Here is a 25823-nt window from a genome sequence, read left to right on the forward strand (position 1 = left end):
CCATCCCTGTCCGTGTTTTCCAGCATGCGTACGCCGTCTTCCTGACGGCAACTTAACCTGGGATTGGTTACACATGGCTCACTTGAGGTCGCTTTTGCGCCGGCCCGTAATCCGGCGGTCGCCGTTTTTCCTCCTGTCCGGGACACGCATGTGTCTGGCGTTGGGGTCCCGGCGATCCTCGCCGGATCGCCTCAGCACTTCTCGACGCTCGTCCCGCGGCACATCTTCGGTCGATTTATCGTCGGGCTTTGCCGCGCCTTCAGGTTTGCCGTCTTTGTCGTTCATTATTTCTCCTTTTAAAAATCGTTGCGACGTTGCCCTTGAAAGCACGGGTCACATCAGGCCATGTACCCACGCAGCCGCCCTGTTATCAGGCGGGGGTTCTCGCCATTGGCGATTCCCACCAGCCCGTCGACAAGCATTTCGCGCATCAGAACCTGGCTGGAAATCAGAGTCTTGAGTTTGCTTGCAATTGGCAGAAATGCCAGGTTAGCCAGACCCACGCCATAGATGGTCGCCACGAACGCGACCGCAATACCGGTGCCGAGATGTGCCGGATCGGAAAGATTCTCCATTACCTGGATAAGCCCCATCACAGCGCCGAGAATCCCGATAGTCGGGGCGTAGCCGCCGGCTGCTTCCCAGACCTTGGCGCCCTGGTGGTGGAGGTCTTCAAAGGTATCGATCTCTACTTCGAGCACGCGCTTCAGTACCATAGGCTCCGTGCCGTCGACCACGAGTTGCAATCCTTTTTTAATGAATGGATCGTCGATTCCCTCGACATGCGTATCAAGCGCCAGCAATCCCTCCTTGCGCGCAGCGGTGCTCCAGACCGCGATATGCTCGACCAGCGCGTCAGGGTCGAGCATCGGCGGAATAAATACCCACCGGCTCATTTTCATGCCGAGCACAAACTGGGCCACTGGACTTTGCAGCAGCACTGCCCCAAGCGTTCCGCCGAGCACGATGGCGAAAGCCGTGAACTGCATGAGCGACCCTGCATGGCCGCCTTCAAGCGCGTGTCCGCCAAAAATCGCGAGTAAAGCGATAACGATGCCGATTACGCTATTGAAGTCCACGCGCATTCCTTGAGCGTGGCACGCAGCCGCGCCACTGCCTGGCTATGTATCTGGCATACTCGGGACTCAGACACGCCGAGGATGGCGCCAATCTCCTTGAAATTCATTTCCTGCTCATAATAAAGCCCCATGAGGGTTTTTTCCCGCGTGGGCAGAATGTCTATCGCGGCAATCAGTGCGTGGCGCAGATCACCATCCAGTAAATTCGCCAATGGATCGGCACCGCTCGCGGCGCAGTTGCGCTCAAGATAGTCGTCGTCTTCGCTGTCCGTGAAATCCTCGTAATGAACCAGCTGCGCTCCGCGCGCGTCGAGCAGCATTTGGTGATAGCCGTCAATGGTCACGCGAAGCTCGCCGGCGATCTCCTTTTCCGATGGCGAACGGCCGAGCCGCTGCTGCAGCGCGTTAATTGCCGCGTCGATCTGGCGCATATTTTTTCGCGCACCGCGCGGCAGCCAGTCCAGCTGGCGCAGCTCATCCAGCATGGCGCCGCGGATGCGCTGCTGCGCATAAGTCTCGAACTGCGCCCCGGGCATTTCCTCGTAGCGATTCAAGGCCTCCATCAAACCCATCATGCCAACCTGAATAAGATCGTCTGCCTCCACGCTGACTGGAAGCCTCGACATCATGTGATGGGCGATCCGTTTGACAAGAGGCGCGAACTTTTCGAGATGTTGCTGTTTATCCATCGTTCCGGATGAGGTATACATGACTATACTCGCTGTGAGCGTGCGGCAATGGCGTTCTGCCTGCCGCCTTGGTTGCCTTGCAGCAAACACTGCATGAAGCGTTCGAGTCCTGGTCCCTCGCCGTCCTGACACGGCCAGTGAGCCAGCGACTCTGCGGCGAGGCGAAATACGCCGGCTGAAGGGCTATTGGGATGCACTTCCGCCAGCCCGCGGCCCAGGCAATGCTTGCCATCGTATGGGACGAAGCCCAGGAGGTGGAGAGTGACGGACAGATAGCGTTTGGCCGCACTTTCCATGTTCTCGAAAATTTTTCGCGCGTCCGCCTCCAGCTCCGTTTTGTTGAACAGGACGTGGTAGCGCCGCTTACTCTCGTGATGACTGCTGATATGCTTTATCAATGCATATGCCGCGGTAATTGAAGCGGGCTCTGGAGGGAGAACCATGACAATTTCGTGGCTGGGGAGAGCAAGGGGAAGCGCTCTGCTGTCCGATCCCGGTGCGGCATCAATCAGGACCACATCCACTGACGGGTCGATACCGGCAAATGCATCGATCAGATGGGTCTTGTCGTCCGCGCCGAGCTTTTCAAGAACCCTCATGCCACGTCCCGCCGGAAGGACACGGATACCTTCGCGGGCAGTAACGATCACCGCGTCCAGGGCCTTGTCGCGACGGATCACATCCAGCAGGTCGCGGTGAGCGTTCAAACCCAGCGTTGCGCAAATGTTGCGGGCCCCAACGTTCTCGTCAATTACCAGCACCTTCTTTCCATCACGCGCCAGCGCCACGGCCAAACCGATCACGGTGGTTGTCTTGCCTGCGGCCGCGCCGCCGGACGTGACAGTTACAACGCGCACGAAATCCTGCATCAGCAAGCGTCGCAACCCATCGGCCTGATCGTGGATATGCTCAGCCAAGTGAGAGTTCTCCTGTATCCAGCCCGGCGTTATCCTGGTTGCCGACGGTCATCGGCAGTAAAATCCCCTCGTCAGGCAGATCGAAGGAGGACGTTGGCGGACTGTCCAGCGCGCCTGTTAACAGATTTGCCGCATCCGCCAACTCCAGGTCTTCCGGAACACGCTGGCCTTGCGCAACATAGTAAAGCGGCAAGGCATGGCGCACAGCGGTGTCGAGCGCACACCCCAGTATGACTGCTTCGTCCAGCTTGGTGATGATGGCGCCCGCCAGGCCATCGCCACGATAAGCATGGGCTACTTCGTTCAGCGTGTACCCGTTCGATGCCGCGTTTAGCAGCAGCAGGCGTTTCACCTCTGTGCCGCAACCAGCGAACATTGCGACCTGCTCCGCCACCATCCGGTCACGCTGACCCATACCAACGGTATCAATCAACACCAGGTGCTTGCCGCGCAGTTCAGTTAAGGCCAGTGCCAGGTCGTGCTTATCCCTTACCGCGTGCACGGCAACGCCCAAAATCTTGCCGTATATTCTGAGCTGCTCGTGCCCGCCGATCCGGTAGCCATCGGTCGTAAGCAATGCGAGTTTGTCGGCACCGTGCCGCACCACGCATCGCGCGGCAAGTTTGGCGGTAGTGGTCGTCTTGCCGACACCCGTTGGGCCTACCAGCGCATAAACGCCGCCTTTTTCCAGCATTTCATGTTCATTGCCGATGGTCTTGAGCTTTCCGCCGAGAACGGATTTGACATGATTGATCGCATCGACCTCACTGCTGACCGCAGGCATGTGAGCCACCAGTTCGCGGATAAGATCTTCGCTGAAACCCGTCTTCAGCAGCCGTTTTAATATCTGGCCCCGCATGGGATTCCGACGCTCCTCGTCATTCCAGCTCAGTGATGCCAACTGCTGTTCCAGCGCGCCCCGCATCGCCTTTATTTCTTTCAACACGCTTGCTGCCACCTCGCTGGCTACCCCATGGGTATCGACCGCATCAGGCTGAGCTTTTTTAGCTGCTGCAGGAGTGCGAACCGCCTTGGCAGACCGCTTTGGAGGCCGCAGATTTTCGGACGCTTGCTCGCGACCGGGTTTGCTCTTTGAAACGGATGCGGCGGGTTGAGCGTCTGCCTGTATCGTTTCATTGGCATGCGAGAGTGCACGCCCGGATAGGGGTCTGTTACCGAACGACGTGGCCTCTGCCGTCCTTGTCCGCTCCGGTAATTGCGGCGTTGCGCCGAAGGATGCACTATTTGGTCGCTCGGCCCGAATCTCATCCTGTCTTTGCTCCCCGGCCCAGGGACGACCGTTTGCCGAGCTTTGGAATCCCTCATCGGCGGACCTGAAATCCGCGGCCCGATACCCGGGCCCGGCCACGCCACTATTAACATGGAGCTGTGGCGAGAACGTCGCTCCTGATTCTTTTGCAATACGGGATGGTATCAACGCCGACATTGCATCCTGGTGCAGCGCCAGGATCTCGATTCCTCCATCGACCGATCGGTTGGAAAGGATGACGCCTTCGGGCCCGAGGGCGTCGCGAACCTTGCGCAATGCCTCGCTGGTGGTTTTTGCAACAAACCGTTTGATGCTCATGCTCTGGCTCCCAGGATGGAAGTAACTTTGATATTGCTCGAATCAGGTACTTCGGCGTGCGACAGAATCTTGAGTTGCGGCACCGCGCTGCGCAGAAACCGGGCAAGCAGTGTTCGCAGTGGCGCGGGCACAAGCAGGACGGGCACCAGCCCCACCTGCTCCTGTCGCTGGCTTGCTCCCGAGGCCTCGCGGAGAAGTGTTTCAGCCAGCCCTGGCTCGATGCCGGCCCCGTTTGGATTCGCATGCAGGGCGTGCGTCAGCAGTCTTTCGAGCCCCGAATCCAGCGCCATCACCTGCAGCTCCCCGGCTTGGGGCCATATTTGCTGGACAATCGCTCGGCCAAGGGCAATACGGACCAGAGCGGTTAATTCATGCGCGTCCTGCACCCGCGGCGCATGCTCGGTCAGGGACTCGACGATCGTGCGCATGTCACGTATATGCACGTTCTCGTCGACGAGGTTTTGCAGAATTTTTTGCAAGGTCGAAAGTGGCAGCAGTTTGGGGGTAAGGTCTTCCACCAGTTTGGGCGATTCTTTCGCCAAACGGTCAAGCAGCTGCTGCACTTCCGCGCGTCCGAGCAATTCTGCCGCGTGCGTATGTACCAGGTGATTCAGATGCGTAGCGACCACCGTGCCTGCATCCACCACGGTATAACCAAGCATTTGAGCCTGGTCCCGCTGGGCAGCATCAATCCATACGGCCGGCAATCCGAACGCGGGGTCCTTGGTGACGGCGCCGGGCAGGTTGCCTGAAACACTACCGGGATCGATTGCGAGAAATTGGCCGACATTGACCTCGCCTGTACCAATCGCCACCCCCTTAAGAGCGATGCGGTAGGCATTCGGGCGCAGTTCGAGATTGTCGCGAATGTGCACCGGCGGTGGAAGATATCCGATCTCTTGCGCGAATTTCTTCCGTACTCCCTTGATCCGGCGTAGCAACTCGCCGTCCTGCGACTGGTCTACCAGCGAGATCAACCGATACCCGACCTCGAGCCCGAGAATATCAACCGGAACGACGTCGTCCCAGCTTGCGTCCTGCAACTCCGGTTGGGCCGCGGGCGCTGCTGCCGGCTGGGCAGTTGTGCCGCCCTTGCTGCGCCGCATCAGCAGGTAGGCGCCTCCGCCCAACGTTGCAGCGAGCAATAGAAAGGCAACGTGGGGCATGCCAGGGATAAGGCCCATGAGGCCAATGATCGAGGCAGTCAGGACCAGTACCTGGGGCTGTGAAAACAGCTGTCCCGCGAGTTGGGTGCTGATATCGTCGTCCGTTCCCACACGGCTTACCACAAGTCCGGCGGCAGTCGAAATGATGAGTGCGGGTATTTGCGCGACCAGGCCATCGCCAATTGCCAGCAGCGTATAGTTCCTCGCGGCGGTAGCAAGGTCCAGGTCGTGTTGCAGCATGCCTATGATCAGCCCGCCGATTACGTTGATGAAAAGAATCAGGATTCCCGCTATCGCGTCGCCGCGCACGAACTTGCTCGCGCCGTCCATCGAGCCAAAGAATTCCGCTTCCTGCGATATCCGGGCTCGCCGTTTGCCCGCCTCCTCTTCGCCGATGAGACCAGCGTTGAGATCGGCATCGATAGCCATCTGCTTTCCGGGCATCGCGTCCAGCGTGAATCGCGCTGAAACTTCCGCGATACGGCCCGCGCCCTTGGTAATGACGATGAAGTTGATCACCACCAGTATGATGAAAACGACAATACCCACGGCGTAATTGCCGCCCACGAGGTAATGTCCGAACGCCTCGATCACCTTCCCTGCGGCATCCGGCCCGGTATGGCCTTCCATCAGCACGATGCGCGTCGAGGCGACGTTGAGCGACAACCGGAGAAGCGTCGTGAGCAGGAGCACGGTGGGAAACGCTGCGAAATCCAGCGGCTTGAGCGTATTGATGCTCACCAGCAACACCATGATGGAGAGCGCGATATTGAAGGTGAACATCACGTCCAGCAGAAATGCGGGCAACGGCAAGACCATCATGCCAAGGATCACGAGTATCAGCAGTGGCGCAGCCAGGTTGCGCCCATTCACGCTGGCCAGAAACGATATTCGTCTGGTAATGGCATTCATGAGTCAAGCACTCGCGTGTGGCCATCAGCAATGGAACCCTCGGGGTCGAGTTCGGCGGGCACGGCCAGATTTTCCGGCATTGTGGGAACTCCGGCGCCACCTTGCGCATGTCCACCACCCTCCCGATAGCGGCGCAGCTGGTAAACGTAGGCGAGCACCTCGGCTACCGCGTTGTAGAGCGGTTGGGGAACCTCATCTCCCAATTCGGCGTGGTGATAGAGAGCCCGAGCAAGAGGCGGCGCTTCCATCACCGGTACCTCGTGCTCCCGCCCCACATCGCGGATTTTCTGGGCCAGCAAATGTGCGCCCTTGGCGACCACGCGCGGCGCCCGCATCTTTCCTTCTTCATATTTGAGCGCTACTGAGTAGTGGGTCGGGTTGGTGATGATCACATCTGCCTTTGGAATTTCCGCCATCATGCGTTTTCTCGCCATCGAGCGCTGCTGCGCCCGGATGCGGGCCTTCACGTGAGGGTCGCCTTCCGTTTCCTTGTTTTCCTGCCGAACTTCTTCCTTGGTCATCTTCAGCTTGCGGTGGTGCTCCCAAAGCTGGAACGGCACATCCACCAGCGCGATCAGCGCCATGCTTCCCGCGATGGTTAGAAAACTGGTAATGACAAGTTCGCCCATGTAACCGGCCCCCGCCGTTATGGGAGCGGCAACGAGCGACAATACGGCTTCCTTGTTGTGCCACATTGCCCACATCGCCACTCCGCCGATAAGCGTTGCCTTGAGAAGCGCCTTGGCCAGTTCCACAAGGCTGTTCACCGAAAAAATACGGCCTATGCCGCTTATCGGGTTAAGCCGCTTGAAATCCGGCGCTACCGATTTCCAGGTAAAAAGCCAGCCGGAAACCAGCATCGGCGCGACCAATGCCACCAGGAACATCAGGATCAGAAAGGGACTGAAGGCGATCAGCATATCGGTCATCTGATCGAACAGGCGCTCCATTAGGCGCCCCGAATCGAAACTGGATTCCCGGGACACCCGCATGCCGTCCTTCATCAGAATGGCAAGCTGTGCCGCCAGATGTCCGCTCATCAGCCACAGGCCCGTGCCCGCCGCGATGAGGACTGCGAATGTGGAGAGTTCTGCCGAGCGGGCAACCTGGCCGTCCTCCCGAGACTTTTCCAGCCGCCGGGGCGACGCAGGTTCCGTTTTTTCTTGATCGCTTTCTTCGCTCACGCTGTTGCTTCCCAATATCCGCCCGCAGCGGTAGGCAATCTCCCGGCAAGGGGAACAATTGGCGCATGAAACACGCAGGCATTATTGAATGAGTCTGTAGCGAGCTATCGAGGGAAAAGAACGGAATTCGTCCCGCAATTCCATTTTAAGGACAAAGGCATTGTCCGGGATTTTTTTAAACCACGTAACTCATTGATCGGCAGGCGTTGGCGCCTATGCCATGTGTAATGCTCATACTACTGTGAAACCGGGTTTTGTCGGGGCACCGGCCTACATCTGGTTTAACTGGCGCGTTGGGGTTGCGCCGTTCGCGGGTCGTATGCTGCGCTGGTACGGATTTCCTTCGTCTGGGCGCCTTCCTTGCCAAGCGCCTCCACGGCCTTGTTGCTCATTACGATAATGCTGATACGCCGGTTCACGGGATTGGCAGGATCGGTTTTGTCGAACAGCACCACCGAACTCAAACCGACCACACGCAAGATCTTTTGCTCGCTCATGCCGCCCAGGATAAGCTCGCGCCGTGAAGCGTTGGCCCGGTCGGCGGACAGTTCCCAATTGCTGTAATTCTTCTCCCCGCTCGCATAAGCTGTAGCATCGGTGTGGCCGGACAAGCTCACCTTGTTTGGCATTTCGTTCAGGACCGCGCCGAGCTTGCGCAGAATTTCGCGCGTATGCGGTTCCAGCTCGGCTCGCGCCAGGCCGAACATGGGCCGATTCTTGTCATCGATAATCTGGATGCGTAAACCTTCTGTAGTAATGTCCAGCAGCAGCTGCTTGCGAAACTCCCGCATGGTCGGGTTGGACTCGACCAAACGCTCCAGCCTGGTTTTCAAATCCTCCAGCCTGAGCTTGTCGCGGCGTTCCAGCTCACCCTGCGCCGCCTTGAGATTAACCGGCTGGTCACTTCCACTTCCGACCTGCCCGTCACGTCTCGTCAGGTCCTTCCCTCCTCCCTGGATGAGGCTGGTACGGTCTCCGCTGCCGGCTCCCCTGTTCGGGATCGGATCCAGTGGGGTCTGGAAATATTCGGAAATACCTTGCAGCTGGGACTGGCTGGCGGAGGTTATCAACCACATGAGCAGGAAAAACGCCATCATCGCAGTAACGAAATCGGCATAGGCGATCTTCCACTGTCCCCCATGGCTGCGATGATGCTTTTTGATTCTCCTGATGATAATGGGACGGGTTGCTTCGGCCATGGCTTATGTCAATCAGCTAGTTGCGCTATTTGGTTCTCGGTTGCCTGACATGTTCATCCAGCTCGGTGAAGCTTGGCCGTTCGGTGGTGTAGAGCACCTTGCGTCCAAATTCCACTGCGAGGGCCGGGGTATAGCCATTGATGCTGGCAAGCAGGGTGACGCGGATGCATTGCAGCATCTTGGTGGAATCGTTGAGTTTCTGCTCCAGCACTGCCGCGCATGGCCCGACAAAACCATAACCGAGCAGAATACCCAGAAACGTGCCTACGAGCGCCTGTGCAACCAGTATACCCAGCTCCGACGGCGGCAAGCCGACGGAGGCCATGGTATGAATGACACCCATTACCGCCGCCACGATGCCGAAGGCCGGCATGCTGTCGCCCAGTTTGGTGATGCAGTGTACGGGTATCTCACCCTCGTGGTGGTGAGTCTCGATTTCGTTGTCCATCAGGTTCTCCAGCTCGAATGCATTGAGGTTGCCGGAAACCATGAGGCGCAGGTAATCGGTAATGAATTCGACCACCTCATGGTTGGCCAGGATGCTGGGGTAATTCGCGAAGACGGGGCTTTCGCCCGGCTGGTCCACGTCATCCTCGATTGACATCATTCCTTCCTTGCGCACTTTTACAAGCAGCTCATATAGCAACGACATCAGGTCCATATACATCGCCTTCGTATACTTGGGGCCTTGCAAAATCTTCGGTAGCGCCTTTAAGGTTGCTTTCTGCGCCTTATGCGTATTGCCGAGCAGGAACGCGCCTATCGCCGCCCCGGCAATCATGAGCAGTTCAACCGGCTGATAAAGCGCCACCAGATGCCCACCGGCGAGGACAAACCCGCCAAATACCGAGCCGACAACGACGAGAATCCCTACGATAACGAGCATTTAAATGTGCTTCCGATAGATTGTTCGCGCTTCTTCATGACCCCACGACACCCTCTCGATCATCGCAGCGGCGCGTCCCGAACATAAACTGAGCAGGCGCATAAGGGGGTAGACCGTGACCAGGCAACGCACCTTCAGTAACGGTGAGAATCAGGCAAACTTTAGCAAACGGGGGAAAGGTCGGGAATGACACGACTGAGCCCTCGCCTCGTTGATACAAAGCGCCATAAAAAAATCCCCCCGGGCGGCGGAAGCCCGGGAGGACCTTGGGAGGACGATTGAAAGGGGTGGCTAAGGGGGGTTACTACGGGGTTAACTAAGGGGGTTAACTAAGGGGGTTAACTAAGGGGGTTAACTAAGGGGGTTAACTAAGGGGGTTAACTAAGGGGGTTAACTAAGGGGGTTAACTAAGGGGGTTAACTAAGGGGGTTAACTAAGCCGCCACCGCAGGGAGAGTACTGGGTCGCGCCCTATTGGTTTTTCCAGCTCGAGAGGGCGTATGGCACAGCCCGCATACATAACGGTTATGAAGATCGTGGGTATGCACCACAAAATGCCCGTGGCACTGCGTACAAGAGGTGGTTTGCAGCATCCCGCCATCGAAAAACCGCACCAGGGTCCAGGCTCGGGTAAGACTTAAGACCGGCTCCATCTCGCTTACCCGGCAGTGCTCCAGGTAGAGTTTATAGCTTTTGACAATAGCCTGAATGCCCCGGCAATCGCCATGCTGGATTAGGTAGTGGTAAATATCGGCAAATACCGAGGAGTGAACATTCGGCTGCCAGGTTAGAAACCAGTCGGTGGAAAAGGGCAGCATTCCTTTGGGGGGAGAGACGCCTCTCAGTTCCTTGTAGAGCTTGATCAGCCGCTCTCGGCTCAGGCTGGTTTCGCTTTCCAGCAACTGCAGTCGCGCACCCAGATTGATCATCTCTATCGCAGCCTGGATCTCTCTGGCTTCGGATACTACGCTCTTCTTGCGCATGAGCAAATCTCCGTAGTGATCAGGAAATTTCTTCGACCGATTGACCTGAGAGAAGAATAGCTGCATGGGACTGAGCCATCGTTTTTTCTTTACTGTAGTTCGCGAGCATGCCAAACACCAGGCTGTCGTCGAAACGGATGCGGCATAACATCATATTCGAATTGGATAGTTTGAGAATTTGCCCGGGTGTCAGCACCCTGAGGATTTCTGCTATATCCTTGCTTATGCCCAGCCGGAAAATCGCCATATCCTTATCGGCGTGCACCATCTGCTGGGCCAGCATAAGGTATGTCAGGTTCAGTTCCTTGATTTCAGTCGTCATCTCATTATCGTTCATTTCCCAATCCCTCCCTTCGTCTGTGAATGAGTGCATTGTCCGTATCCACTCAACTTGGGGAAACCGGAATTCATCCGATTTGCGTGTAGGAAATAGCGAGCAATCCGCGTAGGAAGTTTTCCTACGCGGAACTCTTTGAAGGGGTGTGAGAAACTGTTCTGGAGTGAAAAGAGCGCGGAAGCCTGTTCCGGCAAACAACGCATGCGCTCTTTTTACCTGGTGGCAATCAGTGCCAGCACACAGAAACGGCCGTGCCGCGCGGAACTTTAGAGTGAAGACAAAATTTTTTTCGGGATCTGGTCAGGCGGGTAGCCGTACGAAGAAGCCGGAAAGCAGAATAAACGAATCCGGTACCGATCGGGTTGACAAGAATAATGCGCGAACAATATTATCAACCCAGTCATCGTAGCCGGAGTGGCTGATGGACCGGACGTAAGCCTTAGTTAGAACCATCTGCAGCGCCGTCTTCACGCGTAGAGCTCATGCGGGTTTTAAAAAAAAGACGGCAAGATATTCGGGATTGAAACAAAGTTTTATGTGAAGCCCAGCTCAGTAGTCCATATCTCCGACGCATTATCAGATCAAGAACATAGTTCTTGTTTTTCTTTTATCAACGAAGCCGGAGTTTGCGATGATAATCCTAACCGAGCCGGTTGGCAGTATACCTAGACCCCTGAACTAACTGAGGCGCTCGCGAATCGGGACTGCCTGATTCCGACGACACCTCGACAAGCCGTGACACAGCGTTTGCGAAGATACAATCGCGTGTGCGCGGCACCGCGCTCGCTTCGAAAATAATAACAGGACAATAGTGACCCGGTGGTGGTATCAAGGAGCGGGACGCTGCTACGCTTTAGCTACCGGGTATTGACCTGTTACAAGCTGGCTCGAATTTGGATAAAAGTCATTACCGTCCGTTTTTAGTCCATGAACCCATACTTCCCCGCATCCCGTGGATGCCGAGGGTTACCAGTCCGTAATAAACTTTACATTCTGTTTTTCTTTTGTGCGCTTCCCGCAGCCATACTACCGATCAGGGAAAGGCATTGAGATTATTTTGTCTCCTTCAACCCATGCACCAGGCTGATCAGCCATGAATTTATGAAGCATAAGCCAAGATTACCTCCGGTAACTCGTTCTTATCAGAAACGGACGAACCAGGGGGAGCCCCCCACCGTTGAGACCGCCGATCAGGAGGAGGCTCTGCTTTACTCCACGGCCCTGCAAACTTCACGTGCCATCCTTGAGGCGCGTGAACAAACTGAGCATGAGCTCAATCAAGCAAAAAAAGCACTGGAGGAAAAAACGGCGGAACTGGATCGATCAGTCGCCATGTTGAGAGCGACCATAGAATCGACCGCTGACGGGCTTCTGGTTACAGATAAGCACGGCAAGGTGCTTTGCTACAACCAGCTGTATGTCGATATGTGGCCAATACCAGGCCCGCTTATGGACAATGGCAGGCACCAGCCTATTATCGAGTATTGTTCCGCTCAGTTAACGGATCCGCAGCAATTCGTCCGATTAACTGGCCACATTTATGTGATGTGGCCGCCAGAAAGTTTCGATGTGCTTCAGTTTAACGATGGACGTGTATTTGAACGATATACGAAAGTCAAATTTGCAGAAGGGCGAAATGTGGGTCGCGTCTGGAGCTTCAGTGACATTACTGAACGCAGACGAGCGGAAGCCTATACAGCACAGTTAGCGGCTATTGTGGAGTCCTCCAACGATGCGATCGTTGTCAGCGATCTCAACGGTACTATTACCAGCTGGAATACGGGCGCAGAAAAGATTTTTGGATACCAGGCCAGCGAAATAATAGGGTCTTCCATATGTCGATTGATGCCTCCGGACGGCCTGGAAGAAGAGGACAACATCATGAATCTCAAGAGTGGAAAGGCTATAGGCCATTTTGAGACTGTGCGGTTACGAAAGGACAATAAACCCATTGATGTTTCCGTCACAATTTCTCCGGTAAGGGATGGTTCAGGCCGAATCGCCGGCGCCTCAAGTGTCCTGCGCGATATATCGCAGCGCAAGGAATCACAGGCGCGCATCGAGTATCTCGCCCATTACGATTCACTTACGGAGCTGCCAAACCGCGCATTGCTTGCAGACCGGATGAAAATTGCGATAGGAAACGCTGCCCGATATTCCACACGGCTAGCATTGCTATTCTTGGACCTCGACCGCTTTAAGCTGGTCAACGACTCGCTTGGCCACGAAATCGGCGATAAGCTCCTCAAGGTTGTCGCGGAGCGTATGCGGTCCACCATCCGCAATACGGACACGATAAGTCGAGTGGGAGGTGACGAGTTCGTCGTCCTGCTAAGTCCGATCGAGAAAGAAGAGGACGCCGCACGGGTGGCCAAAAAACTTATTGCAGTGGTTGCTCACCCGTATCTAATCGACGAACATGAGCTGATCCTGACCGCAAGCGTCGGAATCAGCCTGTATCCGGATAACGGCAAGGAAGCAGGCAGTCTGCTCCGTAATGCCGACGCCTCGATGTATTCTGCCAAAGAAGCCGGCAGGAATAGCTATCAGTTTTATACAGACCACTTGAATTCCCGGGCAGCCGAAAGGCTCAGTCTCGATCGCGACCTTCGCGTGGCGATTGAGCGGGATGAAACTTTTACAGTATTCCAGCCGCAGATAGAGCTTACAAACAGACAGGTTATCGGCGCGGAAGCGCTCGTGCGATGGCGCCATCCAAGACGCGGATTAGTTTCACCTGCAAGCTTTATTCCTGTTGCCGAGGACAGCGGCTTAATTCTGTCTCTCGGGGAGCGCATTCTACGCGAGGCTTGCATACAGGCGCGCCGCTGGCATGACGATGGCGTCTTTAATCGCTTTAGCATTGCGGTAAATGTTTCAGCCGTGCAATTTCGCCAAAAAGATTTTACAGATGTTGTACTGCGCGTAGTCTCCGAAACAGGCCTTTCGCCAACACAACTTGAACTCGAAGTAACCGAGAGCGTAGTGATGCAAAATGTGGAGTCCGTTGTCCAGAAAATGCGTATCCTTAAGGACCACGGCATAAAAATAGCGATCGACGATTTCGGTACTGGTTATTCCAGTCTATCGTATTTAAGACAGCTTACTGTTGATCGACTGAAAATAGACCAGTCTTTCATCCGAGACCTCCCGGCGAACGATGACGCCAAGGCCATCGTTCGCGCCATTGCCGCAATGGGCCGCAGCTTGGGATTAAGCGTTACCGCGGAGGGTGTGGAGACAGAAGTGCAGGAAAAATTTCTGCAGAGCATCGAATGCGACGAAGGCCAGGGTTACCTATATGCAAAACCCATGGTTCCGACTGATTTTGAAGCATGGCTGAAAACGTGGAATTCTTCGCTCCTTCAATAGCGAGCTCCACCATTTCCGTGCATTGCGGATACCCGCACCGCGGTGCTAGCGCCCGATTGACCGGCACGCGTTGCAGTGCCCGTGCCGCGTTCGCTCCCTAGGACTTCGGGCACTGACCAGTCGCCTCCAAGGGAGCATGCCTGTTCCCCCGGTACGTGCGGCGAGCGCCTAAGTTCTCGCCCCCTCCCTCGACCCCTCCCCTCTGCTGCAGGCGCCCGAATACGATCCAACTTTACCGGCCAGAAGTACCACAGCCAAGATGATTTTTTTGACACTTGCGCGCTTTCATCTCAATCAGAAACTCGAACAAAAAGTTACGCCAGGTCGATCCTCACCCTTTCGCCCCCGCACCTTTCGCTGTATCGACAAAAACGTGAAGGAAATCGCTTCAAGATTCGCTTCCGTTCACCCTGCTTGGGAGCGAACTTAAGTAAGCGCAAAAAAACGACGGAGAACCGGGAACCCATCCGATTTCAATGGCGTGAGGTCTGTTTCTGCCGCTCCGTTTTGGTCGACCGGATAGCACATAAAAAATAGATGCCCACGGATTCCTCCGCGGGCATCTATTCTGATTACTTGAATCTCAGGTCGGCTTTATGTCTCTCGTACACAAGACTTGGACTTGGTGCGGCCTCAGTATGCTACGAGGATATCAGATGCATCGAGATCTCCTTTTCCGACGATCGTAATCTCCGCCAACTTGACGAGTCCGTACGAATGCCCGCCCTGCTCCCCATCAGCGTCGAAATACAGCGTACCCGTGTCAGAGCCTCCCTTTCTGTCCCAGACGAAATGGTGATCAATATCGCCGGGTTTTTCCCACTTTTCATAATGATGCGATTTCTCGTCCGTGAAATACTTGGGGTTTAAGTGACCGTCCTTTTCCCAATCATGGTATTTCTTATCTTTGACCGCATCATCGAGATCATCTTTGCAGAATACCAGTTTGTCGTCTGATTTGCCTTTGTCATAATCATCCCGGCCGTGCTTGGGGTCGTTGTCTTCAAAGTCCTTTATCTTATCGGGACCGTCCCAATTGAACTTGCCCCCGTTCTTGTCACCGGTGAAGGCGAAGTAATCGTTGCCCTTGCCTCCCCAGAGGGTGTCATAGCCTTTGCCTCCCACGAGGATATCGACGCCGTCACCACCGTTGAGCTTGTCATTCCCTTTGCCGCCTATCAGCGCATCGTTGCCCTTGTTCCCATTAATCGTGTCATTGCCTCCGCGACCATTCAGATAGTCGTTCTTGTTCGAGCCATTGAGGTGATCGTCCTTCCAGTCCTTACCATATTTATATTTGCCGTCATAGTCCCTGTTTTCCAGCCATTTTGGGAGACAGGCACCGTCGTATTTATCGCCGTATTTGCCCGGGTGACTGCCGTATTCCTCGTAGTCTCCGTTATCCTTGCCGCCCTTATCGTCCTTCTTATCGTCCCCTGGCCCCTTGCCGTGGTCCTTTGCATCTTTGTCGTAATCGTCGTGGCTTGCTTGAGAGATTCCCATGTTTGTCTCCTGAGGGTGAGTTAAACATTGTGTTACATGCATGTAAAAACAGGTCCGGCCGAAGCCGGTCGCAGGGCGGTTATTATTCTATGGACCAGGCTGCTCTCCCTCGTCAACCCCTAAAACGATCCACTCCCGCACCTTGCAACTTCCCCTTAGCAGGGACTATGCCAGTAACCCTAACTCCTTGTTGCAGTTGCGCTTTTACGAGACAATAACTCGTATGTAACCTCAACCCGAACAATCTCCTCTGTCGCCGCAGACCCCGACAGTAAAGCTGTCGCGCAAGAGCTGCAATGTATCTAACGTATTGATTAATTATGAGAATATGGCTGTCTCCATTTTGAGACAATATATCCTTAAATTCGTCCACTTTCGGCGTGATGGCGATAGACAGAAGGCATTTCCAAATTGTCTCTAATTGGAGACAACCTTGAAAACAATTATGGAAAAAATAGGGTCGGGATGAGCGTAGCCTGATCCGGTCTCGAGATCCGCCTGACCAACTATCAGGCGCGCCGAGAAGGCGTGAACCGCTGTTAGCGGCCAAGGTACTTCCGCTTCGCGCCATCGGGAGGGAGGGTGCTGAGCTTCGACTTCGATTCCGCCGGTAACCTGATCGCAGCTGACGCGATCAGGGGTTTACTAACAATCGGTCCCGAGGGTCGAATCCCATGCTCGCAGAAACGGTGGAGGGCGCCCCGATCCGCTATGCGGATGCCGTCATCGCGCCAGGTAATGGCAAGATTTATTTCAGCGATGCGCCGACCCGCTTCGCGCCCTTGGAATAGGGCGGCCCTTTCGAGGCTAGCGTGCTCGACATCGTCGAGCACTCCACTCCTCAACTGGGCGCATCCTCGAGTACGACCCCGAGCAAACAGGCGGTGTGAATCATAGCGAGGGGCCTAAGCTTTGCCAACGGTGTAGCGCTAAGTAACGACGAGCAGTACCTGTTCATCAACGAGACCGGTAAATACCGAGTGTGGAAGATCCCTGTGTCGGCTCACACCTCGACATTGCAGCTCCCAGGCCACTGTCCTCCTCGACAACCTGCCCGGCTACCCGGACAACCTGATGCGTGGACTGAACGGCAAGATCTGGCTTGGTTTTGCCAAACCGCGTAATCAGGGCGGCCGATTCGATGGCGGGCACGCCGTTTCTGCGCCAACTCGCGCTGCGACTTCCGCGCGTTGTGGCGGATCGCAATGCCCTATGGACATCTGATGGCCTTCACGGAAGACGGCAAGGTAGTGGCTGATCTGCAGGACCCCACCGGGGTCTACCCCGATACGACCGCCGTTACAGAAACTGAAGACCGGCTCTATGTGCAGAGCCTCCACGCAAAGTGGCTGGGCTGGCTGTGGCGCTGAACAATGCGTAGGACCGCACATGTGTGCCGGCAAGGAACCAAGCGCAAGACCGGGGCGGCAAAGGATGATGCCTCAATAGAGGAGCACCTAAGCCCTGTTGAACGCCTGGAATTTCACGACCCCGCCGACGCACCAGCCGGGCAAGGTTGGGACTCACTGTCCGGGCGGCGGTTACCTCAAACACCGCCGCCGATAGCCCGATATTTGAGGAAAGGACTGAACTGAGTATTGCGCAACTGCAGGGGTCACTATAATCCGCGCACACTATTGGCCGGTTGACTATCGGACGCGTGCTTCTCCTGAAGCTTCGAAGCCGTTTGACGATGCACATTCGCCTCTTCTATAGTGGCGGTCACCGTCTGCTCGTGAGCGCGAATCAACGCTTCAGTATGCGATTGCAGGTCTTGGGCCTGTCTACCATAAAGATAGCTTTTATTCTGATATTGCTCCAGCAATTCCTTTTGTTCTTTCAATTTCGCCTGCACCTGAGCAGCAACATCTTCATAATGTTTCGCCACGGCCTCGTGGTCGCCCGAAGTTGTGGCATTCTGAGCAGCGGCGCGAATCTCGGGTGTGTCGACAGGCTGAGCCGCCGTTGCGGTAGAGCTCAGCAAAGCTAACGGCCCCATCACAGATAAAGCGGCGAAAATACGTACCAAATTTGTTTTCATGATGAGAATGAACCCATATAGAATTAATGTGAGTTCATCGTACTGCAGTCAATACCATCAGTACATTGGGGAAACCATGGTTTTAGACTAAGGGAAACCCTTATAAGCTGCTTTAGACCGGGGGAGTTTGTTTGAGCGTCGTTGGGTCTGGGCTGTCATGTTGCCTTAATGCTGTTCACCCCTCCCCATCAGCGGACCTTGACCTTATGCCCGCTCTAAACTCGGTAAAATTTTGCAGACGTTTCCGTGTCTCCAGCGTCTCCGCTTGAGTTACAATAAAAAAACCTTACCCTACCGCCCGGATGGTGAAATCGGTAGACACAAGGGACTTAAAATCCCTCGGGCTTAATCGCCCATGCCGGTTCGATTCCGGCTCCGGGCACCAAATTCAAGCACTTATAATGTAGATTTTCTCGCAGACTTTTTTGATCCCGTGTTTTGGGGCACTTACGGGACACTGGCCAAAGAAATTTGCATTTGAACCAGACAACTGAGAACCTTGAACTGCGGCCGGGAAGGTGGACCGCATTTCATGCTCCAATACCAGCACGTCACGGCGTTATTGATGTGACAAATTGCTTGGCGATTGCTCGGCACCTAAACTTCCTCAGTGGTTTGGTAATTTGTATTTACCATTCTGAGCTGAGTCCAATAATTGCTCTTTTATTTTATCCATCAGTTCAATAATGTTATCGAACAACTCTTCAACATCATCTGACTTTACGTCGATAAATCGCCCATGCGCTATTGCGTTCCGCTTGCTTACAAGCTTCGTATCGATGAGCATCCGTTTCAGCTCATAGCCTTGCCATGACAACCCCAGGGACTCATAAATATCGCGAAAAACATCGAACCACAAATTGCTCTTGGTATCCACGCCGTTTTTATATGGTATGTAACCACGACGGTCTCCGTGCTCTCGATAAAAGGAAGCCATGAGCCGATCGGCCTCAGCTCCAGTAACGTCACTTTGAGAAACATGCCGACGTGCAGCCAACGCCAAAAACGGGGATAACATTTCTTTGTTGGCAAGCCGCTGCAAGGCAACAAATTCCAAATAGGCCCCACATGCTGCCTTCACGAACCCTTCCCAATGCGCATATAGCATCGTGATGCAAGGTCTTAAGAGAGAAAGATCGTCCTCCCTAGCCACCCCAATTTTCCCGATACCCGATAAGAGTTTTTTACGTAATATACTTAACTCTTTTAATCGCCACACTCTCTCAGCATCCAGCGCATCTTGAAGCTGTGACAACGTTCGAAGAGTCTTGCTCATTTTTTGAAATGCTTTCGTCCGAGCTCAACTAAACGAGGAATGCGTATTTTTGCGTTTGATCCGGAACCAACGTTAGCCAATAACAGCGGCATAGACCACATCTCTTTGATTTTCTGCCTAACAAGCGCAATGTCATTTTCGTCGTTCTCATCGTAGCTATCCAGGTTAAAACCTAGACCAACCGCAATGGGCTCAAACGCAGAATCGAGAAAGCGACCTTGGAATCTCTGGCCATTATATTTACGGAATGTGGATTCTCCAGTTGCGTTAAATAACAGGGTAAAAAGCTTTTCAAAACGTATTTTTTCATCGCTTGTCGCAATGTTCTGCTCGACGAAAAGTTTTTCAATGCTATCCGTCAAGTAGTCAGAAACATCCCTGCCGCCTAACTCGCTCCGGGACAAAGCAAAGTACTTTAAGGCCAGTTCCACATCGTAGCGCTCATCAAGAGCCCGGTCGGTTAGTGAAAGACATTCTTCAAATTTATCGAAGTGGCTAACCGCTTCCAACCATTCAAATGCCGCTAAATTCAACATCACCAGCAGGCAGTTTCTTACCTCTTGCTCTGACAAAAATGTTCCACCCGTATTCAACCGCTGAAACACCTCAAATTTAGCGTTCGCATCTGACTCCTTCTGGATAATTTCAACCTTGATTTCGAACGCTTGAAATCGAGCTGAAGCGATTTTGGAAGCGGTTTTGTGTTTTGGCTTGATTCCTCCCAAGCGATACCGTCGAGGCTGGGAAGTAGTTTTGTTCCAATCAATTTGAGCGGTGGCAATACCGCCCCTTGAGTGCCTTTTAGCTTTCCAACAAATTCAAGAATGGTTGATATTCTTTGTAAGCCATCAACCAACTCCCAAACACCGTCGCTCCTCTGATAGACGAAAATTGCAGGTGTGGGAATGCCCAACAGAAACGATTCCACCAAACGCGACTTTTGCCCCTGAGTCCATCGGAAAAATCTTTGGAAGTTTGGGTTAATGACCATTTCGTCGTTCTCGTAGAGATTTACGATCTCCCCGATGGACATTGGATACCCATCGGTTCTGAATTCTTTAACTCGAGCTTTTAGTTCTTCTAGAAGATCCATTTGGGCCGTTTAGTAGGATAAATACGTTTAATTACAAATAATATTAAAGCTCTGTTTAACTTGTTAAAAGATACGGAAGGGGGGACACCACCTTATATCCTGCGGATACAGGAAGTTCCTATGCGACCTTAATCGGCCTGGCTATTGTGGGGAGACCAGACGCTTACGCTCAAAGCACTCAGCGGCGCATTTTTCGTCACGTCCAATGACTGCAGCGTTCGACTCGGCATTATTCATGGTTTCGTGGCGATCTCGTTAAATCCAAGCAGTCCAGAAGGACCAAAGGATGTGCCCTCCCATCTAGGGATGCGTTGACGCTCTGTACGGAATCCTTCCAGAAGCGGCAAAAGAGCATCCTTGGACTCCACTCCTAGGAGAATCTTTACTTTTTCGAAATAAATTGCTGACCTGGAGCGTGCGAATACTTCAAAAGATCCGGGATGCTGACTGGCTACATACAAGAGAGTTTCTGGCCACCAATGCCACTGATCATTTGGCCTGTCAAGGTTGCCACGCATGAAGAGAATAAAGTCCGCCTGCATTAGATACCGGAACTCGACTCCCGATCCTTTCGAGCGTTGTTCGAGTAGGTCGGCTCGAAGAGATAGTCGACGTAGACCGAGTCTTTTGTTTCTATACTCGAGCGACTTCACGTGTTGGCCGAAGACCTCAAACGGAACCATCGGCTCCTTGCTGTACTTTGAGTAGCCGGATACGTAGTATCCGTTTGCCATGAGAAAGTTTGCAGATTCGAATCTTTCAGCGCGAATTAATGTTGCTAAGGCGTAGAGGAATAGTTCGTGAACGATAAATTTGAAATTATCAACATCCCATTCTCTATAGCTGCCAGCGTTCTGCTGCTGCTCGAGGTAGGGAATGAGGCGTTCAAAGAAGCGGTGAATCGCTGTATGAGTTTCGTACGAATCTCGGTATAGAGCAATATTCACGAATAACTCAATAGCTTCGTTTCTATAAGGTAAGAATGTCTCAATGTTTTGAATTACCTCGTCGTCAAACGGATCAATTGATGCGTCGATTCGGAATTTCTCTAACTCGTTCGCAAGCGTTGTCAGATACTCGATCGTTACGGCGTCGGAGTTGCCACGCCCGTTCTTTATTGCGTCAAGTGCACGCTTCTGACGCGACGAAGTACCTAATGAAACCTGTCGCTGTTCCTCCGAGAGAAAACCTGGTTTTTGACCGAGACCAGGCTTTCTGTAAAGTGGTTGCTCATACACCCAGCGAATCAGCTTCTCAAAGTTTTCGCCCGCGGTACCAGCATCACTGAAGTCGATGTAAATGCGAGAATGGTAATAGGCTGGGAGATATGCCTTTCCTTCGTCATCTCGCTCCTTGACGACTGCGACAAATTTATCTTGCGCTTGGCTAGTATAGATTTCCGGTGAGATGATCTGAGTTTCGGTTCCAACTCCACCGCTTCTGCCGTCGGCCTTCTGAACATAAACCTTGTCGCAGATGAGCGCCACCTTTTTTATTTCTGGGTCGGAAACCATACGTTCCATGAAGACATGGGCGTCGTGGCCTTCTTTGAGATCCCACTTGTCGAGGATCACATCGATACCAGACTCTCGCAAATCAGTAGCAAGCTGAACGACCCAAGCTTCATGATCTTGGCTCGTCCAACTATAGGAAATGAAGAGCTTCGGATTGCACACCTTAACATCCTCTTTGTCGTTTTTTACAAGGCGACTGTTTTTCGCCCCAACCACAACTCGGCCTCTGGACTTCGCTTCCATCTCTATGGGGTAAGCGATCAACAAACTCAGATTTTCCATTTTGCCTTCTCACCCATTACCTCCTCAAGGAATTGTCACCACGGTCTCCTTCGAACTTAAGAAATATACCGAGCTTCGGAAGAGGGAATCCTAATTCGCTACACAGGCGATGCTTCCGTAAGTCGGTTTATCTCTGCGGCAATCCGCGTCCTATTATTCACATCGATATTTTCTAACTGTTTTTCATGTTTGCCATCAGTTATTGCTGGAAAGCCCCCCATTTCCCGGAACAAATCTTGGCTTTATGAAAGCCTTCAAAGATTTTCAGCTACCCGCCAAAAACAGTACAAAAATCTTTTATTTTTGCATACTCATGATAAACACGCTGCTCCCAACCCACCATCTGCTGATGTACTTCGAGCGGCAGTAATAGTCCTGTAGAAAGTGCTATTGACTTGAACATATCCGGTAACGGCCGCAACGTTCTTGCCTGAAGCTGGGTTATATGAGAAAAAATCATTTTTGTTGCCGCTATGCCGTGAGAGGTAACAGTCACCGTAGCTTCTGCTTATTTATAACAGCGGAAAAAAATCCTTTTTCTTAGAACAGCCCCATGAATGCCCCATTACCGCGTCTGCCACGTTATTTATTATTGCTGTTACTGAACATTTTACGAAGCACTCGAGGGATTTAATATCCCTTGTTGCTATTTATTGGCTTCGTATGGTGTTTGGGATATCTTAACGGGGCAGCAATGGCAAATATTGAGAAATGTATTTCCGGGAACGGCAAGACTGCGTACCGGTAAAGGTGAGACTAAAAGGTTTCCCTATTCAATCCACGACTTTCGAGCGGCTGACGGATACTAGGAAATGGGCACAGGATACCGAATCGGCAATTCGCAGTAGCCGCCACTTTAAAACTTCCGAGGCGAAACGCCATACACTGGCCATTGGTAGATCGCTCCATAAAAACGGTTACTTGGTGAGATGGGCACGAAGGCAACTGATCTGGAATGGGATTTAGGCAACAGGCCTGTACTTTCTCCCCCGGTTCCCTTGCTTGGCTGATCTCTGCTAGCGCTTGAGAAAGCACCAGTGCTGTGGCTTTCCCTGATCAACCCGCTTCGGCGGTTTTTTATTGCCTGCGGAGAAGTGTCGCCAAGGCCAAGGCGTCAGATAAATACAAGGGACGAAAACCAAATGACGGGTATGAGTTATAAGATTTGATACTTTAGTCATATATAAGTGGACAAAGTAAAGAACCTTTGCTAAGCTGTTCTTATGTGGACAGTGCAAATCAGGTTTACGTAGGCAGCACGTTGTTATGTTTTTATTCCTAATAGTTTTCCCTAGCAAAAAACCAAGGTTTCCCCAATATACTGATTCCATTAGCTGGATTAGGATGAAACTACCTATCCCCTTTGAATCATTGCGATCATGAAAACAAATTTGGCGAATCTTATGGCAGCGTTATCAATGGCGGGCCTGCTCGCTTCGCTGAGTCCTGTTGTGATGGCATCCGAGCCTGTTGAGGCTGCCGTGATCCGTGTGGCAGCCGAGGGTGCGACTACGCAAGACGATCATGACGCCTTGGCAAAGCTATATGAAGACGCCGCAACAGAATTGCAGGCAAAGGTAGCGGAAACAAAGGAGCTGCTCGAACACTATGAGGATAAAAGCTATCTTTATGGCAGGCGGGCTCAGGATCTGCAATCGCATACCCATGCATTAATCCGCAACTACGAGAAGTCTGTCAGGAAAAATCTGCAAGCCGCCGCGATGCACCGACAGATCGCTGGAAGGCTCAAAGAAAACCATGCCTCCGCAGAAGCCAGCATGCCTGAGGCGCTGAGTGGACTATAAGAGAGTCTTGATAGATCCATCAGTTCCGGCTGAGACAGCCTGCCAACACACATCTTAATCGCCACACTAGAGGAAACCATGAACGTAGACGACATTTCTAAAAGTGCGAAGACTGGCTAACCTCGGAATACGATATCGAATTCCGCGACCATGAAGTCGGGCTCCTCCCGGGACGGGCTGAGCTTTACAATCAGTGCTTCCGGATCAAGGACGCTCTGCAGAAATCGGTCCTTTGAGATATACGGATCTCCCTCGAAATACAGCTGTGAAATCAACTCGTCGCGTTTGCCTCTCACATCGAAGTGAATATGAGCTGGCCGAATCATGCCTGGTGCAGCGGGGTAATGAAGCGGCTTTATAGTTTTGAACTGATAGCGGCCATCGGCGCCGGTAGTGACTGCCCCGAAACCCTCAAAGTTGGGATCGAGCGGCGCTGGGTTCGTGTCATCAGGATGAGCGTAGCGTCCTGCGGAATTGGCTTGCCAGATTTCGACATCGGCTCCCGCAACCGGTCTCCCGTGGGGGTCGATCACGCGGCCCCTGACAATGAGAAGCTCTCCCTTGGCGCGTTCCGAGCCTCCCGGGACCCGGGTTAGGTCCCCGCTGCGATTGGGCTTGCTCATGATAGGATAAAATGGACCCAGGATCTGGTCTTGTGTCCGCCTTAGCGTCATCTGGGCAAGAACAGAACTTATGGGGGCGAGCATACCGGCAGCGAGTAGAGCTGCTGAGGCTTTCAGAACGGTGCGCCGACCAGGTGTTGTCCGCCTTGGCGTTGGCCTGTCAAACTTCATAATATTCCTCAAGGATATCTGATTAAATTGGCATACTCCTGATGGGATGCCCGCATGCTGAATCATCCCTCACTGGCGGCCAGACGGATGACAGGCTTGATAGTGACGCCCTTCTCGCTGTCTTCTGCTGCCTGGTTGATCTGGTCGAGCGTATAGAATTTCACCAGCTTGTCGAAAGGAAACCTTCCCTGCATATAAAGCTCGACCAACGCCGGAATGAAAAGATCCGGCTTGCTTTCACCTTCTATAATGCCAATGATGCGCTTGCCAGCCGTCATCACATCATTGACGTCGAAACTCGCCTCGGTGCCCAGGGCGGGCGCGCCAACTATGCCGCAGGTCCCGCCGATCGATAGCGCATCAATCGCCTGGCGAAGAACTGCGGGCCGGCCGCTTGACTCGAGCGTGAAATCGGCACCTCCCCCGGTAATTTCACCCACCGCTGTTATCGGGTCAGTTTCGCGGCTGTTCACGGTATGAGTGGCGCCGAGTTCCTTCGCAAGCTCCAGGCGGGAAGGAACTACGTCGGAGACAATAATTGTCGTTGCACCCGCCACACGTGCCGCCATGACTGCGCTCAATCCAACCGCCCCACCGCCAAAGGTTGCGAAACTGCTGCCGGGCGTGACTTTAAGCGCATTGATGACCGCTCCGGCCCCGGTCTGGATGCCGCAGCCCAGCGGACCCAGTAACTCGAGGGGCGCATCGCGCGGCACCCTGATGACGTTACGCTCGTGCACCAGCGCCAAGGTCCCGAAAGACGATTGCCCGAAGAAATGGTCGTGAATTGGCCTTCCCCCAGCTTCGCAAGTGGCTGTGCTCCCGTCCTCCCGCGCGCCGCCAAAATTGAGCGGGTAAAAATTCTCACAATAGGTTAGGTCTCCCCGCAGGCAGGGTTTGCAGTGCCCGCACCACATATAGGTCAGCACCACGTGGTCTCCTGCCTTGACCTTTTTCACACTGCCGCCCACCTCTTCAACCACGCCCGCGCCTTCATGCCCGAGCACGATCGGTAGCGGCACATCGTAGAGCTGGTCGCGCGCAACCATATCGGTATGGCACATGCCGGTCGCCACTACCCGCACCAGCACCTCGTCCGGCCTCGGCTCATCCAGGAACAGTTTCTCGACCTGGAAAGGGCCGCCCTTCTGGCGTATTGTTGCCCCCGTGATCTCTCTCATCCCTGGTCTCCGATATGCCTCAT

The 25823-nt window shown here is 53.6% G+C and carries 24 protein-coding genes and 1 tRNA gene; 4 read left to right on the forward strand and 21 right to left on the reverse strand.

Annotated elements, in window-relative coordinates:
• Positions 1 to 78: 78 nt before the first annotated feature.
• The 11 genes from C8R31_RS06430 to flhD all read right to left on the reverse strand — a co-directional run bounded on the left by C8R31_RS06430 (position 79) and on the right by flhD (position 10939).
• The gene (locus C8R31_RS06430; RefSeq protein WP_107693215.1) at positions 79 to 285 is read right to left on the reverse strand and encodes a hypothetical protein; all 207 of its coding nucleotides are present in this window, start codon (positions 283 to 285) and stop codon (positions 79 to 81) included.
• A gap of 53 nt (positions 286 to 338) precedes the next feature.
• The gene (locus C8R31_RS06435) at positions 339 to 1079 is read right to left on the reverse strand and encodes a flagellar motor protein (RefSeq protein WP_107693494.1); all 741 of its coding nucleotides are present in this window, start codon (positions 1077 to 1079) and stop codon (positions 339 to 341) included.
• On the reverse strand, positions 1061 to 1789 hold the full coding sequence (locus C8R31_RS06440; protein ID WP_107693216.1) for an RNA polymerase sigma factor FliA: 729 nt from the start codon (positions 1787 to 1789) through the stop codon (positions 1061 to 1063). The genes C8R31_RS06435 and C8R31_RS06440 overlap by 19 nt, the downstream gene beginning before the upstream one ends.
• Before the next feature lie 2 nt (positions 1790 to 1791).
• Positions 1792 to 2685 (reverse strand): AAA family ATPase, encoded by an 894-nt coding sequence (locus C8R31_RS06445; protein WP_107693217.1) that lies wholly within the window; start codon positions 2683 to 2685, stop codon positions 1792 to 1794.
• Complete coding sequence (gene flhF / locus C8R31_RS06450; RefSeq protein ID WP_107693218.1) at positions 2678 to 4273, reverse strand: flagellar biosynthesis protein FlhF; 1596 nt, start codon at positions 4271 to 4273, stop codon at positions 2678 to 2680. Before flhF ends, C8R31_RS06445 begins: the two co-directional genes overlap by 8 nt.
• Positions 4270 to 6351, reverse strand: coding sequence for a flagellar biosynthesis protein FlhA (flhA, locus tag C8R31_RS06455; RefSeq protein ID WP_107693219.1), 2082 nt, complete (start codon positions 6349 to 6351; stop codon positions 4270 to 4272). Before flhA ends, flhF begins: the two co-directional genes overlap by 4 nt.
• A complete protein-coding gene (gene flhB / locus C8R31_RS06460) occupies positions 6348 to 7535 on the reverse strand; it encodes a flagellar biosynthesis protein FlhB (protein ID WP_107693495.1) in 1188 nt (395 codons plus the stop codon). Before flhB ends, flhA begins: the two co-directional genes overlap by 4 nt.
• A gap of 281 nt (positions 7536 to 7816) precedes the next feature.
• Positions 7817 to 8734 (reverse strand): flagellar motor protein MotB, encoded by a 918-nt coding sequence (motB, locus tag C8R31_RS06465; protein ID WP_107693220.1) that lies wholly within the window; start codon positions 8732 to 8734, stop codon positions 7817 to 7819.
• A 25-nt stretch (positions 8735 to 8759) separates the two neighbouring features.
• Positions 8760 to 9620: a flagellar motor stator protein MotA gene (gene motA, locus C8R31_RS06470; RefSeq protein WP_107693221.1), complete on the reverse strand. Its 861-nt coding sequence runs from the start codon at positions 9618 to 9620 to the stop codon at positions 8760 to 8762.
• 433 nt (positions 9621 to 10053) lie between these two features.
• Positions 10054 to 10602, reverse strand: a complete 549-nt coding sequence (flhC, locus tag C8R31_RS06475; protein ID WP_107693222.1) for a flagellar transcriptional regulator FlhC — start codon at positions 10600 to 10602, stop codon at positions 10054 to 10056.
• A gap of 19 nt (positions 10603 to 10621) precedes the next feature.
• The gene (flhD, locus tag C8R31_RS06480; protein WP_107693223.1) at positions 10622 to 10939 is read right to left on the reverse strand and encodes a flagellar transcriptional regulator FlhD; all 318 of its coding nucleotides are present in this window, start codon (positions 10937 to 10939) and stop codon (positions 10622 to 10624) included.
• A 1101-nt stretch (positions 10940 to 12040) separates the two neighbouring features.
• On the opposite strand from flhD, the gene C8R31_RS06485 reads away from it, so the two are divergent.
• Complete coding sequence (locus C8R31_RS06485; RefSeq protein WP_258192592.1) at positions 12041 to 14311, forward strand: bifunctional diguanylate cyclase/phosphodiesterase; 2271 nt, start codon at positions 12041 to 12043, stop codon at positions 14309 to 14311.
• 633 nt (positions 14312 to 14944) lie between these two features.
• On the opposite strand, the gene C8R31_RS06490 is transcribed toward C8R31_RS06485, so the two are convergent.
• Together C8R31_RS06490 and C8R31_RS16510 are read right to left on the reverse strand one after the other, a co-directional pair.
• Positions 14945 to 15814, reverse strand: a complete 870-nt coding sequence (locus tag C8R31_RS06490; protein WP_219907459.1) for a calcium-binding protein — start codon at positions 15812 to 15814, stop codon at positions 14945 to 14947.
• A gap of 957 nt (positions 15815 to 16771) precedes the next feature.
• Complete coding sequence (locus tag C8R31_RS16510) at positions 16772 to 16966, reverse strand: hypothetical protein (RefSeq protein WP_258192593.1); 195 nt, start codon at positions 16964 to 16966, stop codon at positions 16772 to 16774.
• Positions 16967 to 17019: 53 nt separating this feature from the next.
• Between C8R31_RS16510 and C8R31_RS16215 the strand changes: the two genes are divergently transcribed.
• Positions 17020 to 17184 (forward strand): hypothetical protein, encoded by a 165-nt coding sequence (locus tag C8R31_RS16215; protein WP_219907460.1) that lies wholly within the window; start codon positions 17020 to 17022, stop codon positions 17182 to 17184.
• Between the two features lie 248 nt (positions 17185 to 17432).
• Here the strand turns inward: C8R31_RS16215 and C8R31_RS06500 are convergent, their stop codons facing one another.
• A complete protein-coding gene (locus C8R31_RS06500; RefSeq protein WP_107693225.1) occupies positions 17433 to 17855 on the reverse strand; it encodes a hypothetical protein in 423 nt (140 codons plus the stop codon).
• A 296-nt stretch (positions 17856 to 18151) separates the two neighbouring features.
• Here C8R31_RS06500 and C8R31_RS06505 point away from each other — a divergent pair.
• Positions 18152 to 18240 (forward strand) — tRNA-Leu (locus C8R31_RS06505).
• 222 nt (positions 18241 to 18462) lie between these two features.
• Here the strand turns inward: C8R31_RS06505 and C8R31_RS06510 are convergent.
• From C8R31_RS06510 to C8R31_RS15830, 5 genes are all read right to left on the reverse strand, one after another.
• The gene (locus C8R31_RS06510) at positions 18463 to 19131 is read right to left on the reverse strand and encodes an MAE_28990/MAE_18760 family HEPN-like nuclease (RefSeq protein ID WP_146164569.1); all 669 of its coding nucleotides are present in this window, start codon (positions 19129 to 19131) and stop codon (positions 18463 to 18465) included.
• A complete protein-coding gene (locus C8R31_RS16220; protein ID WP_219907461.1) occupies positions 19128 to 19703 on the reverse strand; it encodes a hypothetical protein in 576 nt (191 codons plus the stop codon). The genes C8R31_RS06510 and C8R31_RS16220 overlap by 4 nt, the downstream gene beginning before the upstream one ends.
• A 17-nt stretch (positions 19704 to 19720) precedes the next feature.
• Complete coding sequence (locus C8R31_RS16225; RefSeq protein WP_219907462.1) at positions 19721 to 20224, reverse strand: DUF262 domain-containing protein; 504 nt, start codon at positions 20222 to 20224, stop codon at positions 19721 to 19723.
• A gap of 233 nt (positions 20225 to 20457) precedes the next feature.
• Positions 20458 to 22020, reverse strand: a complete 1563-nt coding sequence (locus tag C8R31_RS06520; RefSeq protein WP_258192594.1) for an SEFIR domain-containing protein — start codon at positions 22018 to 22020, stop codon at positions 20458 to 20460.
• Positions 22021 to 22288: 268 nt separating this feature from the next.
• Entirely contained in the window at positions 22289 to 22516 is a 228-nt protein-coding gene (locus C8R31_RS15830; RefSeq protein WP_146164570.1) for a hypothetical protein, read from the reverse strand.
• Positions 22517 to 23399: 883 nt separating this feature from the next.
• On the opposite strand from C8R31_RS15830, the gene C8R31_RS06530 reads away from it, so the two are divergent.
• Positions 23400 to 23825 (forward strand): hypothetical protein, encoded by a 426-nt coding sequence (locus C8R31_RS06530; protein ID WP_107693227.1) that lies wholly within the window; start codon positions 23400 to 23402, stop codon positions 23823 to 23825.
• A 116-nt stretch (positions 23826 to 23941) separates the two neighbouring features.
• Here C8R31_RS06530 and C8R31_RS06535 read toward each other — a convergent pair whose 3' ends face one another.
• A complete protein-coding gene (locus C8R31_RS06535; protein WP_219907463.1) occupies positions 23942 to 24532 on the reverse strand; it encodes a hypothetical protein in 591 nt (196 codons plus the stop codon).
• A 149-nt stretch (positions 24533 to 24681) separates the two neighbouring features.
• Positions 24682 to 25800, reverse strand: coding sequence for an NAD(P)-dependent alcohol dehydrogenase (locus tag C8R31_RS06540; RefSeq protein WP_107693228.1), 1119 nt, complete (start codon positions 25798 to 25800; stop codon positions 24682 to 24684).
• Positions 25801 to 25823 lie beyond the last annotated feature (23 nt).

The sequence above is a fragment of the Nitrosospira sp. Nsp2 genome (assembly GCF_003050965.1).
In the GTDB taxonomy this organism is placed as follows: Bacteria; Pseudomonadota; Gammaproteobacteria; order Burkholderiales; family Nitrosomonadaceae; genus Nitrosospira.

Bases quoted from the DNA above. Each gene is read 5' to 3' on its own strand.
- C8R31_RS06535 (WP_219907463.1), bottom strand. From the start codon at position 24,532: ATGCTCGCCCCCATAAGTTCTGTTCTTGCCCAGATGACGCTAAGGCGG.
- C8R31_RS06440 (WP_107693216.1), bottom strand. From the start codon at position 1,789: ATGTATACCTCATCCGGAACGATGGATAAACAGCAACATCTCGAAAAG.
- C8R31_RS16215 (WP_219907460.1), top strand. From the start codon at position 17,020: ATGCCCTATGGACATCTGATGGCCTTCACGGAAGACGGCAAGGTAGTG.
- C8R31_RS16225 (WP_219907462.1), bottom strand. From the start codon at position 20,224: ATGGATCTTCTAGAAGAACTAAAAGCTCGAGTTAAAGAATTCAGAACC.
- C8R31_RS06540 (WP_107693228.1), bottom strand. From the start codon at position 25,800: ATGAGAGAGATCACGGGGGCAACAATACGCCAGAAGGGCGGCCCTTTC.
- motA (WP_107693221.1), bottom strand. From the start codon at position 9,620: ATGCTCGTTATCGTAGGGATTCTCGTCGTTGTCGGCTCGGTATTTGGC.
- flhF (WP_107693218.1), bottom strand. From the start codon at position 4,273: ATGAGCATCAAACGGTTTGTTGCAAAAACCACCAGCGAGGCATTGCGC.
- C8R31_RS06530 (WP_107693227.1), top strand. From the start codon at position 23,400: ATGAAAACAAATTTGGCGAATCTTATGGCAGCGTTATCAATGGCGGGC.
- flhA (WP_107693219.1), bottom strand. From the start codon at position 6,351: ATGAATGCCATTACCAGACGAATATCGTTTCTGGCCAGCGTGAATGGG.
- C8R31_RS06510 (WP_146164569.1), bottom strand. From the start codon at position 19,131: ATGAGCAAGACTCTTCGAACGTTGTCACAGCTTCAAGATGCGCTGGAT.
- flhC (WP_107693222.1), bottom strand. From the start codon at position 10,602: ATGCGCAAGAAGAGCGTAGTATCCGAAGCCAGAGAGATCCAGGCTGCG.
- C8R31_RS06520 (WP_258192594.1), bottom strand. From the start codon at position 22,020: ATGGAAAATCTGAGTTTGTTGATCGCTTACCCCATAGAGATGGAAGCG.
- C8R31_RS06500 (WP_107693225.1), bottom strand. From the start codon at position 17,855: ATGAAAACAAATTTGGTACGTATTTTCGCCGCTTTATCTGTGATGGGG.
- flhD (WP_107693223.1), bottom strand. From the start codon at position 10,939: ATGAACGATAATGAGATGACGACTGAAATCAAGGAACTGAACCTGACA.
- C8R31_RS06430 (WP_107693215.1), bottom strand. From the start codon at position 285: ATGAACGACAAAGACGGCAAACCTGAAGGCGCGGCAAAGCCCGACGAT.
- motB (WP_107693220.1), bottom strand. From the start codon at position 8,734: ATGGCCGAAGCAACCCGTCCCATTATCATCAGGAGAATCAAAAAGCAT.
- C8R31_RS06485 (WP_258192592.1), top strand. From the start codon at position 12,041: ATGAAGCATAAGCCAAGATTACCTCCGGTAACTCGTTCTTATCAGAAA.
- C8R31_RS06490 (WP_219907459.1), bottom strand. From the start codon at position 15,814: ATGGGAATCTCTCAAGCAAGCCACGACGATTACGACAAAGATGCAAAG.